Raw genomic sequence first — 12,658 nt, 5'->3', positions numbered from 1 at the left:
CCCGTCAAGGCTCTTGTGTCATGTTTCATTTGTATGGGTCACTTGGGTAATTGAACCGGTGGGCCGCCCATCCCTCTCCGGGGGAGCGCGGAACCGTTGTTCGCCGACCGTCCATGCGTGACGGACCTCGGCATCATTTGTTCCGGATGGCCGCGATGGGCGCCCCCGTAGAGGACTTGGATCCGACCAGTCGCCCCTGCCGGCACTGTCACGTTGACTGGCCGGGTGGGATGATCTTCTGGTTGGTCGTGCCGGGGAGGGATTCGTTCGTGTCGTCCGCGTCGCCGTCGTACAAGGGCCACCGGTACCCGGTTGAGGTGATCGCGCACGCGGTATGGCTGTACTTCCGCTTCCCGCTGTCCTTCCGCGAGGTCGAGGAGCTGATGCTCGAGCGCGGCGTCATCGTCTCCTACGAGACCATCCGCCGCTGGTCCGCCAAGTTCGGTCAGGCCTACGCGGACGGACTGCGCCGCCGTCGGCCACGGCCCGGGGACAAGTGGCACCTGGACGAGGTCTTCGTGAAGATCAACGGAGAGCAGAAGTACCTGTGGCGGGCCGTCGACCAGGACGGCAACGTGCTCGACATCCTCCTGCAGAGCCGCCGGGACAAGGCCGCGGCCAGGCGTTTCTTCCGCTGCCTGATGAAGAAGACCCGTACGGTGCCGCGGGTGGTCGTCACCGACAAGCTCCGTTCCTACGGCGCGGCGCACCGCGAGGTCATGCCCTCGGTGGAACACCGTTCCCACAAGGGCCTGAACAACCGGGCGGAGAACTCCCACCAGCCCACGCGGCAGCGTGAACGCGCGATGAAGAGATTCCGTTCCGCCGGCGGGGCCCAGCGGTTCCTGTCCGCGTTCAGCGGCATCTCACCCCACTTCCGCCCTCACCGCCACCTGATGACAGCCTCCGACCACCGAGCCGAGATGACCGTCCGCTTCGCGATCTGGGACCAGATCACCGGCGCTGCCGGCCGGCCCACCACCGCCTGACCACAGGCCCGGACCGCAAGCCCCACCAGGCCACGACGCACCGTCAGGCACCTGCAACCCAACAACGTGACAGCACCATCCCGCGGCCTCGTCCGCCGCTGCACCGTTCTGACTGGTCCGAGCCCCACCCGCGGGGCCTGGGTCTTCCCGAGCCATCCGGGCTCCAGTCTGGTCGCACGGTCGATCGCGGCCGACGGGCCGCAGGGTGGCTCTGCGATTCGTCCCAAGGAGCACTCCCATGCCCGTTTCACCGAACCAGGGTTCCACCGGCGGCGGCGACGCGGTGGCCCTCACCGGCAGCCACTTCACTGGCACCACCGCCGTGCGCTACGGCCCCCGCAAGGCGGCGAGCTTCACGGTCGTCAGCGACACCACCACCGCCACCGTCACCCCCTCCGGCAACGGCGCCGCCCCGGTCTCCGTGACCACCCCCGGAGGGACGGGGGTGGTCGGCACCTTCTACTACCTGCCGCCGCCCACCTTCCGCATCACCCCGCCTCCTGCCGGCTCCCTGGCAGGCGGCAACACCGTGATCCTGACCGGCCTCAACCTCTGCACCACGAGCGAAGTCCGATTCGGCACGCAGGCCGCCGCATTCACCGTCGACTCCGACAGCCAGCTCACCGTGACCGCCCCCGCGGCGGCCTCCGCAGGTCCGGTGACGATCACCGTGCGCACCAGAGGCGGGATCGCCGACACGGTCACCTACACCTACCTCGCCCCGCCCTCCCTCACCGTCGTCACCCTCGACTCCGGGCCGGTCGGGGGCGGCAACCTCGTCGTCATCACCGGGACCGCGTTCTCCTACACCACTGGCGTCACCTTCGACGGCACACCCGTCACCTCCTACCGGATCGCCTCGGACACCGAGATCGACGCCCTGGTACCGGCCGGGGCCCTCGGCCCGGCCGACGTCTCCATCACCACCCTCGGCGGCACCACGACCGCCACGAACGCCTACACGTATCTTGGAAGCTTCGCGGTACTCGGTGGAGCGTCAGTCACCAACACCGGCGCCACCAGTGTCACCGGCGACCTCGGTGTGAGCCCGGGAGTGTCCGTCACCGGGTTCCCGCCCGGCCAGGTCACCGGAACCATCCACATCTCCGACGCGGCAGCCACCGCGGCCCACGCCGACCTGATCGCCACCTACAACAACGCCGCCGCCCAGATCCCCGACGCCAGCATCTCCGGAGACCTCGGCGGCCTCACACTGACCCCCGGCGTCTACAACGCCGCCACCTCCATCGGACTCACCGGAACGCTCACACTGGACGCCCAGGGCGACCGCAACGCCCGCTGGATCTTTCAGATCGGATCAACCCTGACGACGGCCACCGCCAGCAGCGTGCTCCTCGTCAACGGCGCCACGGCCCGCAACATCATCTGGCAGATCGGCAGTTCAGGCACCCTGGGTACCGACAGCATCCTGGCCGGCAGGTTCCTGGCCGCCATCTCGATCACGGTGACCACCGGCGTTACGGTCAACGGCCAGACCCTGGCCCGCGACGGATCGGTCACCCTGGACACCAACACGATCACCCGCCCGTGGTAGCGCGATCACACACTGCGGGTGCTCTGCCCATCGGCAGCAGATCAAAAGCGAGATGCCTCTCCGGTCGTGGTGCCCACCGTGTCGGCGTCCTCACGCAGTCCGCTGCCCGATTTTGCCGAGATGCGCCCGTACAATACTGCCTCGCGCACGCTTCTGCCCGACGGCGACCTCGAACCCGGCCAGAGTCTGGAGCCGGACCGGCGGGTCGCCCGCAAGCTCGTCCACAACGGGTACGTCGACGTCGCCTGACGCCTCTACCAGCAGACGGGCGACCTGGAGCTCCTGCGGCCCACGGGCACCGATGACCGGATCGACCAGGCATGGGTCAGCGGGCCGCTGACCGACGCGGTCTCCGACTACCGTCTGCTCGACCAGCCCAAGGGTGCCTCCGACCACCACGGCCTGGTCTTCTGCCTGGACACCGACCTGATCTCCCGCGACAACCTTTGGGAGTACCGCTGACGGTCACGCGGCGGCTGGGCTCCCGGCAACGCCTGACCCTCAGCCGCTGGGTCTGTCGCTGGCGCACCATGCCCTTCACCTCGATGAGTTCGGCCTCCAGCTCGGAGATCCGCCGGTCGGCGAGCCGGGAGCCGTCCAGCGCGGCGGTGAGCCGGTCCTGAACCTTCCCCTTGATCGTGGACACCTGGAGACTGGGACGTGAGAGCCCAGAGGAAGCAGTGCCAGGTGGGAAGCAAGTACACGAAGCGGTACTCGGAGGAGTACAAGCGGGACGCGATCGAACTCGTGCGGTCGTCGGGACGGACGGTGACCGAGGTCGCCCGGGAGCTCGGGGTCAGTTCGGAGTCACTGCGGGGCTGGGTGAAGAAGGCCCGCGCTGCCCAGGACACCGGATCGGGACCTGGTTGCGTGCGAGCGGGGCGGGCCGCCGACGATCGGGACGAGGAGCTGAAGCGGCTGCGGAAGCTGACCGCCGAGCAGGCGAAGACGATCGAGATCCTGAAAAAAGCGACGGCGGAGTCAACCGGTTGATGCAACAGCTGCCGCGAGCCTATCAGCGGGAGTTTCGAACCCGAGGGTCTGCCGGGGGCGGGTGTTCAGCTTGAGGGCGACGGCATCCAGTTCGGCCTGGGTATATCCGGACAGGTCGGTTCCCTTGGGAAAGTACTGGCGGAGGAGTCCGTTGGTGTTCTCATTCGATCCCCGCTGCCAGGGGCTTTTCGGATCGGCGAAGTAGACCTTGACGTCGGTGGCCATCGTGAACCGCTTGTGGTCGGCCAGCTCAGTACCCCGGTCCCAGGTCAGTGAAGTCATCAACCCGTCGGGCAGATAACGGACTTGATGACTCAGTGCGGAGATCACACTGGTGGTGTCCTTGCCTGCGACCCGGACGAGCATGACGTAGCGGGAGTGCCGTTCGACCAATGTGGCAATGTGGCTGTTCTTCGCACCGGTGATCAGGTCGCCTTCCCAGTGGCCGGGAACAGCCCGGTCCTCGGCCTCGGCCGGACGCTCGTGGATGGAGACCGCGTCGCGGATACAGCCGCGCTGCTGACCGGCGGTGGAGGCGTTCTTCGAGCGGCGCATCGTGCGTCGGCGGCGCAGATGGGAGACGAGCTCCTTCTTCAGTACGCCTCGGGCCTGGATGAACAAGCTCTTGTAGATCGTCTCGTGAGACACGTACATACCGTCCTCGGGTGCGAAGGCGCGGGCAAGCCAGCCTGCGATCTGACGCGGCGACCAGTCCTCCTTCAGCTTGCCCGCGACCGTGTCCCGCAGGGCCGGACTCTGTTGCAACAGACACGACTTCGGGCGCCGGGCATTGCTCCAGGCGCCCTCGTCCGCGCGAGCGGCCCGGTACCTCTCACGCCCGCCGTGACGCCCCACCTCGCGACTGACCGTGGACGGTGCCCGACCCAGCCGGCCCGCGATCGCCCGGAAGGAGTCACCGGCGGCCAGACCTCGGGAGATCTCCTCCCGCTCCGCCAGCGACAGCACTCCGGCCGACCGAGTCCTGGCCGCCGGGACGAAACCGCCGTTCGCCGCGACCACCCCGTGGATTGACCCGGGCACCTTGCCCAGCGCACGCCCGATCTCGCTCAGCGACAACCCCGGACGCCCGATCCTCGCCACCCAGCAACACTCCAGCAACCGTTCTACCTGGGATGTTGCACCGACCCATTGACCTCACCACTGCCTTCTTCGTGAAGGAGAGCGACCGGTGAGCAATATATGCCGGTTCATCCACGCGGAGAAGGCGAACTATGCGGTCACGCTGCTGTGCAAGGTGATGAGGACCGCCCGCTCCACGTACTACGCGTGGGTGGCCGGGCGGCAGGCCCGCGAAGCGCGGCGGCAGGCAGATGAGGCCCTGGCCCACGAGATCACGGTGATCCACCTGGCTTCCCGGCGGAACTACGGCGTCCCGCGCGTCACCGCCGAACTGCGCCGGCAGGGCCGACTGGTCAACCGCAAGCGGGTGGAGCGGGTCATGCGGGAGCACGGCATCGCCGGGCACAGCCGGCGCACCGGACGCCGCGGCCTGACCAAGGCCGACACCAGGGCCGCCCCGTCGCCGGATCTGATCGGCCGGGACTTCACCGCGACCCGCCCCGGTACGAAGATCGTCGGGGACATCACCTACATCCCCACCGCCGAGGGCTGGCTCTACCTCGCCGCGTGGCTGGACCTGGCGACCCGGGAGGTGATCGGCTACTCGATGGCCGACCACCATCGTGCCGAACTCGTTGTCGATGCCCTGGACATGGCTGCCGCGCTGGGCCGCCTGGAGCCCGGCTGCGTGATCCACAGCGACCGCGGATCGGAATACACCTCCGGCCAACTCCGCATGAAAATCGGCGAGTTGGAGTGTCGGCAAAGCATGGGGCGGACCGGCAGCTGCTTCGACTGTGAGGATGATCAGGTGCCGCTTCGGGCGGTGGCCTGACCCGTGCTTCGACTGGCGTTGTTGCCTTGGCGTTGATCTGTCGGCCACTGCCTGGAGCGGTACTCGCTACCGCCGGGCAGGGGACGTGTCCCGATAGAGGCCTTCGCGACAGGCACCGTCACAGTCTTGACCGCCCCGCCTCGGCGACGGCCACCATTACCCGAGGCGATCAGGAGACAGGCGACCTTGCCCAGCATCACGCAGTCCACGGCCCCGTGTCACATCCCTGCCGACGCCGCCGAGGAAGTCCTCCTCGGCGTCGACACCCACAAGGATGTTCACGCCGCAGCCGTCATCACTACGCTCGGCGTCTCCCTGGACGGCCGGAGCTTCCCGACGACTGCCGATGGCTATGGCCAACTCGTTGCCTGGGCCCGCTCGTTCGGCATACTGCGGCGCGCCGGAGTCGAGTGCACCGGCTCCTACGGGGCCGCCCTGACACGGCGCCTGCAGGCCGAGGGCATCGAGGTGACCGAGGTCAACCAACCCGACAAGGCCGCCCGACGGCGCCACGGCAAGACCGACGCCATCGATGCCGAAGCCGCCGCCCGCGCCGTGCTGTCCGGTCGGGCCACGGCCGCAGCGAAGACGAGCGACGGCCCGGTGGAGATGCTGCGACTGTTCAAACTGGCCAAAGGGTCCGCGATCAAGTCCAGGACCCAGGCCATCAACCAGCTCAAGAGCGTCCTGGTCTGCGCCAACGCCGAGCTCCGCGAGTCCCTGGCTGGGCTGAGCAACCCGAAGCTGTTCCAGCAGTGCGCCACACTCGCGGAGTCGGAGATCCCCGGGCCGGCAGGGGCCGCGCGTCACACCCTGAGACTGCTGGCCCGCCGCATCCTGAACCTCACCGAGGAGATCAACGACCTGACCAAGCGGATAGCCGAAGCAGTAACAGCGAGTACTCCTGGTCTGCTCGACGTCCACGGCGTCGGCCCGGACAGCGCGGCAGCCTTGCTCATCGCGGCCGGTGACAACCCCGAACGTCTCGACAGCGAGGCGTCCTTCGCCGCCCTGTGCGGCACCAGCCCGGTCGAGGCGTCCTCCGGCAAGACTCAGCGCCGCAGACTCAACCGAGGCGGCGACCGCCAAGCCAACGCCGCCCTCTTCCGGTTCGTCCTCAGCCGCCTGCGCTGGGAGGGCCGCACCCAGGACTACATGCGGCGACGCCTCGCGGAGGGCAGGACGCGCCGCGAGATCATCCGTTGCCTCAAGCGGTACGTCGCACGAGAGATCTACCGGCTCATCGTCCCCACATACACCGCGGCAGACCGCACGGGACCAGCCCGAGACTCCGCTTGACATCCATAGGGGCATCAACGCCGTCAGCGAGGCGTTCAACAGCGTGCTCAAGGTCGAATATGTCCACCGGCACACGTTCGCCACCCGCACCGAGGCCCGGCTGCGGATCGCGACCTGGATCACCGGCTTCTACAACACTCGGCGACTACACAGCGTGTGTGGGTATCGAAGTCCGATCGACTACGAGCACGACCACCGGGCCAACTCCGCCTTGGGACTGGCCGCTTAGAAGATCTCCACAATTCGAGGGGATTGACAGACGTGACATCACATGCCGCTGGGATGCGCGGACAGCCAGTCGGGGTGCGCAGCTTTGAGAGCGTCCCGGACCGCGGCGCTGGGCGCGAACACATCCCCGCCACCGTCATAGGGGTGATAGAGCCAGCGAAGATCGCGCGGGGCCAGGGTAACTCCTGCGATCACCTCGTCGGCCACGAGCCGCAGAAGCGGATCAAGAGCTTGCCTGTTACGCGGACGACGACTGATGTATGCGTGATCGTAGAGGATGTCATCCGGGAAGTCGTCGTCATGAACCCAACTGCCCCAGTGCTGGGCATCCGGGTCGACCCTTTGAAGGTCCGCCATGCGCGTGACAGGCTCAGGGTCTCCGTTCCACTCCCGGGTGACCGCATACAGCTCGTTGTCGTTCGGCCCCAGCTCGACCAGCAGCGTGTGATGGCGTTCGAGGAGAATGCTGTACTCGGTCTCGTCGTCCGGGTATCGCTTCGATCCGGGGAGGCTATGAAAGCGCACCCATCGGTCGGGATAGGCCCGGCGCATTGGGATGTCCTGCTGCGGCGCAGGCCATTGCCGTTGCCACAAGGCAGAGAGCGCTTCGAGATCAAGGCCGGGAGTACTTCTGTTCACCGCTCCATGATCGGGCATTGATGCTTCGACGGACCTGCCACCCCCGTCAACGAGCGGCAGGACCAGCTCGGAGGGAACAGAAGCAGGTTCAGAGAAGCCTGCATTCGTTGCTCGCTCCTCAGGCCCGAGCCCGCCCAGCGGCACCGATTGATCGAAATCCGCGACACCCTCGTCGCCCGCACCATCGAAGCTGAGCGGGAGGGATGGCTCGGCGAGATCGAAGGGCTCCAGGTCAGCCTTGCCGGCGCGGAGGGCAAGATCGCACAGCTAGACACCGAGGACGCCAGGCGGAGCATGACCGTCGACCTGGGGATTCCAGTCTTCAGAGCTGGTGATCAATGACCCGTTTGCGACCCTGGCGACAAGCCAACGGACCCTGCTGTCCGCGTACTCATTGAGGTGTTCAGGTACGGATGAACGGACTCTGTCGCTGATCTTGTGATGTCAGCCGTCGAAGCGGATCCAGTCGACGGGCAGGTCGGCTAGCGGTGCCAGGGCGCTTCGGTGGGTGGCGCCGGCCCAGACATCGAATTCTTCGCCGTCCTCGCTGCTGACATGCACGACGAGTCCGGGGGCCACGTAGAAGTGAGTGGGTGCCCACGGCCAGAAGGGACGCAGGGGCACAAGGTGCAGCGCTTCGGTGAGTCGAGCGACCTGTGCTGCCGTGAGTCTGCGCGGCAGCGCCCGGTAGTCGGCACTCATGGAAGCCTCGAAGAGGGAGAACTGGATCAGGAAGCCGCTGAGCGGTTCTTGTTCGGCGATCGGTTCCTCGTCGAATTCACGGAACCAGACAGTCGGATCGGCCTCAGGTCCGTCGAGGGTCCACAGGAGTGACCAGAAGAAGCCTCCTTGGTTCTCGACGCCGAAGACGAGCATCTCCCCCAGGTGGTCGGTGTGCAGGTCTGGCTCGGGCAGGATGCTGTTCTGGGTTCCGAGGGCGCTCGGCCGCTGCTTCGCGAGCTGGTACAGCTGCCTCAGTCCAGCAGGCAGGCACGACGGAAAGCAGGTGGCAGGTGGTTCGGTGGCGTCTGCGTCTGGATACCAGCCGTTGATGAACTGTTCCAGCGCTGCCGCACGGTCACCCTTCATGTTCCTGAGCCACTCCAGACCCGGCAGGTCTACGGCGGGAAGCGGTGGGCGTACCCGGTTGAGGAGCTGTCGACTCAGGGGTGCTTCAAAGCGCAATTCGCAGTTAGTGAGAACGGCGTCGGACGTGCTGGCCTGGCTCACCTTGGCAGTGCCGAGGTACAGGGCCTCTTCTCCAAGGCGGACCGCAATGTGGATCTGCAACGAGCTTTCGTCCGCGGCCCAGGGCGATCCCATCAGCCGCTCTGTGACCGGAGCCGGTGCGGGCCCGATCAGACGAACTTTCTCTGCACTCCACACACCGCTCCTGGCGGGCGAGTCACCCGCTTCCACGGTGATCACCGTCCCTGCCTGGCCTATGACGATGCTGGCACCCCCCACCATGAAGCGCCCCGCGCTCACCGAGCCACCGACGAGCACGGATACGTGCTCCTCATCGAATACCAGCGCCGGAATTGCGGCGGAGCCCTGATCAGTCATCCCCGCATCATCCTCGACCACCACTGGGCATCCCTAATGTCTGCCGGCTGTGGCCGTCACAAGATCAGCGCCAGAGCCCGTTCACGTGTACGCCGACAGCTGCGAAGTTAGTTCAGAGAAGGTCCGTGTATAGCTTCGTGGTCAACTGGCCGCCGCAGCCGCCGAGCAGAGTCCCGCACCAAAAGGTGTTGTCCTCGTGAGCGCGGCGGAATGCATCCAGCTCGATCGCTTCCATCGGCAGCATCAACGGCTCCTCCGAGTCCGCGCCGCCGAGGACAGCTGTCTGGATCTGCCGCTTGTCCCCCCGCATGAAGCCTCACCTTCGTATCAACTCAGCGTCTCAGTCCAGGGGTTCGCTCCGCAGCCGAGCGCATCCGTCCTGCTCGATGCAGACGGTCGTGGGAGGGCAGAGCCGTGAGCGTCGGCTTGTGAGTGGCTACCCAAGCCGGACGATGTCCAGTACGGACAGGTGCCGCTGGTGGCGGTTGAGGAAGTAGATGACGCTGAGCTGACCGACCGAGGCGGCCCGTACGTCCTCGTCTTCCGGATCGCTGGCGTTCCACTGGGGGAAGCCCCAGGGGGAGCGGGCTGCGATGTCCAGGAGGTCGCGCAGCATCTCCTTGGCGTGATCGGGGAGGTCGCTGAGCGTCTTGGCTGCCTGGGGCGACAGCCTGGCGGGCCACGGTTTGTTGCTCATGGGCGGGGTTCGAGGACGTCCTCCAGGGCCACGAAGCCGCTGTCGTCCATGCCGGAATCGATGAACGCGTCCACGGCCGGGGCGGTGTCCAGCCGAATCTGCCAGGTGCGGACGACCTCGTGGAGCGGCGTGAGGCTGTAACTGGCGCGCGAGTCCTCCAGCGCTTTGCCCCAGTCCCGTTCGAAGGCCGGCACCCAGGCGTCGGCGCGGTGGTTGGTACGGATCCGTGCGAGGAGCTGGGCAGCCGCACCGGGTGCGGGCGCGGGGGGCGGTGCGGGGGCGTACTCGGGCTGGGCGCTCATGGGTTCCTCCAGGCAGGTCCTGTTCGACACGTTAGCGCCGTCGCCGCCACCACTTGCTGCGTTCTGCCGTAATCGAGCCCCAACCGGCTTTCGGCGGCGTCATCCTTGGCACATGGAGGACTTCGAGTTCGAGTGCTGGGACTGCTGGGAGACCAACTACATCAAAGGCCGCCCCAAAGGGTTCTGGACAACGACCCACTACGAACTACCCGGCGAATGGAACTGCTGGTCATGCGGCGCCGTCAACACCACCCCCGACGACTGACCGGAACAACACCCTGCCCGGAGCGGACGGTGCGATTCAGCGGGCCGGGAATCGGCGCCTGAACTGCCTGACACGCACCTGATGCGGGTGGCCGCCCCGCGGCTTACAGCGCGAGCTCGGCGCGGCGTTGCAGTCAGGGCAGGCGATATCCATGACCTGCCACGAGGCCGGCTGTGGCTGCGGGCGTGGCTGTGAGCTGAGGCGCTGTGCGTTTGATGCGGTCCGCAGGGTGGGCCGGGATCAGGCCACGCCGAGGAAGCTCAGTACGGCGAGCACCCGGCGGTGGTCGGCGTCCGCCTTCGGCAGGTCGAGCTTGGCGAAAATGTTGTTGATGTGCTTGGCCACCGCGCTCTCGCTGACCACGAGTTGCCCCGCTATCCCGGCGTTGGACCGGCCGCCCGCCATCAGCTCCAGGACCTCGCGTTCCCGCGGGGTGAGCCGGTCCAGCGGGCCGCTGTGGCGGCGCGCCAGAAGCTGCGAGACGACCTGCGGGTCCAGCGCCGTCCCGCCGGCCGCGACCCGGCGCAGCGCGCCCACGAACTCTTCCACGTCCGCGACGCGTTGCTTGAGCAGATAGCCGATGCTGGAGGTGTTGGCGGACAGCAGATCGGCCGCGTACCGCTCCTCCACATACTGCGAGAGCAGCAGCACCGCGGTCTGTGGCCACTGCTGCCTGATGATCAGCGCGGCACGCACGCCCTCGTCCGTGAAACCGGGGGGCATACGGACGTCGACCACGGCGATGTCCGGCCGGTGCTCCTCCACCGCGGCCAACAGCGCCTCGCCCTCGCCCACTTCGGCGACGACCTCGAACCCGGCCATCTCGAGGACCTTGACCACTCCGACCCTGAGCAGTACGGAATCCTCGGCGATCACGGCACGCACGGCAGCTCCACGGTGATGACGGTCGGCCCCCCGACGGGGCTGTCGACCGACAGCGTGCCATCGACCGAGGCGACCCGCTTGGCCAGCCCTGCCAGCCCGGTACCACCGGTGGGTTCCGCGCCGCCCACGCCGTCGTCGCTGATGACGACCAGCAGCGTCTTCCCGAAGCGCTCCACGGTGACCTCGGCCCTGGAGGCCTCGGCGTGTTTCACCACGTTCGTCAGCGCTTCGGAGACGACGAAGTAGGCGACCGCCTCGATCGTGGGAGACGGACGTGACGGCACGTCCACCTTCACCCGTACCGGGATGGGTGCTCGGGCGGCGATGCCGGACAGCGCGGCGTCCAGGCCGCGGTCCTCCAGAACGGCCGGGTGCAGTCCGCGCACCAGGCCGCTCAGCTCCTCTATCGCGTCCTTCGCCTCCCGGTGCGCCTCATCGATCACCTGGCGGGCGTCCTCGGGCAGGTCCTGGAGCGTGGCCTTGGCCAGGCCGAGGTTGACCGCCAGGGAGACCAGCCGCTGCTGAGCGCCGTCATGCAGGTCCCGTTCGATCCGCCGCCGTTCGGCGTCGACTGCGTCCACCAGGCCGGTCCGGCTCTCGGTCAGGTCCTCGACTCGGCGGGCCAACTGCTCCTCGCGGCTGGGCCCGAGCAGGACGGTGGCGGTGCGGGTGTCGAGCCGGGAGAGGGCGTCGGTCGACAACCGCGCGATGTGGAGCAGGGCGAGCCCCGCCGCGGTGACGTACGCCGCCCAGGTGTAGTAGCCGGGATGGTCGACGCGCCAGTCCAGCGGCACCAGCCAGATCCACAGGTAGATCGAGGTGGCGGTGACGGCCACGACCCATGCCAGGAGGGTGAAGGACCCCGCGAGAGCGAGCAGCGGCCCGTCCAGCAGGTGGTACCTGAGCTGCCGGTGCCCCGCCTGGGATCGCAGCCACTCCGGCAGCCGGGGCCGCTGTCCCGCGTAAGGAGAGGGGATGGCCACGTCGAGCCGGGTGCGGAAGCGGCCGCGCTGCACTTCGGTCAGCAGCGGCCCGGCGAGCACGATGGCCGTGAACGCGACGAACACCGCGACGGGCAGTTGGCCCGCCGGGTCGAGGACCGGGACGAAGAGCAGCCACAGCAGGGACACGACGAAGAGGACGCCGAGCTGGACGAGGACGCCCGTGACGAGGAACGAGACCGGTCGTCCGGCTCCCTGGAACGGGAACAGAAGTAGGCGCCGCAGGCGGGCGGTTGCGTGCATGAGGAAACGGTAGGTGTCCGGGCCGGGGGCGGGCCATGGCAAGAGCATCCGCCTCGGGGTGTAGCTAGTGCCACCCCCACA

The 12,658-nt window shown here is 67.6% G+C and carries 17 protein-coding genes; 9 read left to right on the top strand and 8 right to left on the bottom strand.

The window, feature by feature from the left end; genetic code table 11:
- Positions 1 to 230: 230 nt before the first annotated feature.
- The 4 genes from OG520_RS39875 (at position 231) to OG520_RS39860 (ending at position 3,537) form a co-directional block, all read left to right on the top strand.
- Entirely contained in the window at positions 231 to 989 is a 759-nt protein-coding gene (locus OG520_RS39875; protein WP_331747647.1) for an IS6 family transposase, read from the top strand.
- A gap of 238 nt (positions 990 to 1,227) precedes the next feature.
- The gene (locus OG520_RS39870) at positions 1,228 to 2,544 is read left to right on the top strand and encodes an ice-binding family protein (RefSeq protein WP_331747645.1); all 1,317 of its coding nucleotides are present in this window, start codon (positions 1,228 to 1,230) and stop codon (positions 2,542 to 2,544) included.
- A 120-nt stretch (positions 2,545 to 2,664) separates the two neighbouring features.
- Positions 2,665 to 2,793: a hypothetical protein gene (locus OG520_RS39865; RefSeq protein ID WP_393668959.1), complete on the top strand. Its 129-nt coding sequence runs from the start codon at positions 2,665 to 2,667 to the stop codon at positions 2,791 to 2,793.
- A gap of 438 nt (positions 2,794 to 3,231) precedes the next feature.
- Positions 3,232 to 3,537, top strand: a complete 306-nt coding sequence (locus OG520_RS39860) for a transposase (protein ID WP_331747639.1) — start codon at positions 3,232 to 3,234, stop codon at positions 3,535 to 3,537.
- Here OG520_RS39860 and OG520_RS39855 read toward each other — a convergent pair.
- Entirely contained in the window at positions 3,526 to 4,656 is a 1,131-nt protein-coding gene (locus OG520_RS39855) for an IS30 family transposase (protein ID WP_406016692.1), read from the bottom strand. The two genes, OG520_RS39860 and OG520_RS39855, sit on opposite strands and share 12 nt — an antisense overlap.
- A 70-nt stretch (positions 4,657 to 4,726) precedes the next feature.
- Here OG520_RS39855 and OG520_RS39850 point away from each other — a divergent pair, with 70 nt between their 5' ends.
- The 3 genes from OG520_RS39850 to OG520_RS39840 all read left to right on the top strand — a co-directional run bounded on the left by OG520_RS39850 (position 4,727) and on the right by OG520_RS39840 (position 6,980).
- On the top strand, positions 4,727 to 5,452 hold the full coding sequence (locus OG520_RS39850) for an IS3 family transposase (protein WP_331747636.1): 726 nt from the start codon (positions 4,727 to 4,729) through the stop codon (positions 5,450 to 5,452).
- A 186-nt stretch (positions 5,453 to 5,638) separates the two neighbouring features.
- The gene (locus OG520_RS39845) at positions 5,639 to 6,751 is read left to right on the top strand and encodes an IS110 family transposase (protein ID WP_406016691.1); all 1,113 of its coding nucleotides are present in this window, start codon (positions 5,639 to 5,641) and stop codon (positions 6,749 to 6,751) included.
- A gap of 43 nt (positions 6,752 to 6,794) precedes the next feature.
- Positions 6,795 to 6,980, top strand: a complete 186-nt coding sequence (locus tag OG520_RS39840) for an IS3 family transposase (RefSeq protein WP_406016690.1) — start codon at positions 6,795 to 6,797, stop codon at positions 6,978 to 6,980.
- Positions 6,981 to 7,018: 38 nt separating this feature from the next.
- Here OG520_RS39840 and OG520_RS39835 read toward each other — a convergent pair whose 3' ends face one another.
- On the bottom strand, positions 7,019 to 7,618 hold the full coding sequence (locus OG520_RS39835) for a hypothetical protein (RefSeq protein WP_406016689.1): 600 nt from the start codon (positions 7,616 to 7,618) through the stop codon (positions 7,019 to 7,021).
- Positions 7,619 to 7,765: 147 nt separating this feature from the next.
- On the opposite strand from OG520_RS39835, the gene OG520_RS39830 reads away from it, so the two are divergent.
- Entirely contained in the window at positions 7,766 to 7,960 is a 195-nt protein-coding gene (locus OG520_RS39830; protein ID WP_331747630.1) for a hypothetical protein, read from the top strand.
- A gap of 102 nt (positions 7,961 to 8,062) precedes the next feature.
- Here the strand turns inward: OG520_RS39830 and OG520_RS39825 are convergent, their stop codons facing one another.
- From OG520_RS39825 to OG520_RS39810, 4 genes are all read right to left on the bottom strand, one after another.
- Entirely contained in the window at positions 8,063 to 9,208 is a 1,146-nt protein-coding gene (locus OG520_RS39825; RefSeq protein ID WP_406016688.1) for a hypothetical protein, read from the bottom strand.
- 88 nt (positions 9,209 to 9,296) lie between these two features.
- The gene (locus OG520_RS39820; protein WP_331747623.1) at positions 9,297 to 9,494 is read right to left on the bottom strand and encodes a hypothetical protein; all 198 of its coding nucleotides are present in this window, start codon (positions 9,492 to 9,494) and stop codon (positions 9,297 to 9,299) included.
- A gap of 126 nt (positions 9,495 to 9,620) precedes the next feature.
- Positions 9,621 to 9,881 carry a hypothetical protein gene (locus tag OG520_RS39815; RefSeq protein WP_331747620.1) on the bottom strand — a complete coding sequence of 87 codons (261 nt, stop codon included), beginning with the start codon at positions 9,879 to 9,881 and terminating at the stop codon, positions 9,621 to 9,623.
- Entirely contained in the window at positions 9,878 to 10,183 is a 306-nt protein-coding gene (locus OG520_RS39810; protein WP_331747617.1) for a DUF6247 family protein, read from the bottom strand. The genes OG520_RS39815 and OG520_RS39810 overlap by 4 nt, the downstream gene beginning before the upstream one ends.
- A gap of 112 nt (positions 10,184 to 10,295) precedes the next feature.
- Between OG520_RS39810 and OG520_RS39805 the strand changes: the two genes are divergently transcribed.
- A complete protein-coding gene (locus OG520_RS39805; RefSeq protein WP_266773561.1) occupies positions 10,296 to 10,448 on the top strand; it encodes a hypothetical protein in 153 nt (50 codons plus the stop codon).
- Between the two features lie 240 nt (positions 10,449 to 10,688).
- Here OG520_RS39805 and OG520_RS39800 read toward each other — a convergent pair whose 3' ends face one another.
- Positions 10,689 to 11,333: a response regulator transcription factor gene (locus OG520_RS39800; protein WP_331747612.1), complete on the bottom strand. Its 645-nt coding sequence runs from the start codon at positions 11,331 to 11,333 to the stop codon at positions 10,689 to 10,691.
- Positions 11,321 to 12,577 (bottom strand): histidine kinase, encoded by a 1,257-nt coding sequence (locus OG520_RS39795; RefSeq protein ID WP_331749472.1) that lies wholly within the window; start codon positions 12,575 to 12,577, stop codon positions 11,321 to 11,323. Before OG520_RS39795 ends, OG520_RS39800 begins: the two co-directional genes overlap by 13 nt.
- Positions 12,578 to 12,658 lie beyond the last annotated feature (81 nt).

Origin of the sequence: Streptomyces sp. NBC_00984, assembly GCF_045162475.1 — a bacterium.
GTDB lineage: Bacteria > Actinomycetota > Actinomycetes > Streptomycetales > Streptomycetaceae > Streptomyces.
This window is presented reverse-complemented; position numbering and strand designations above follow the sequence as displayed.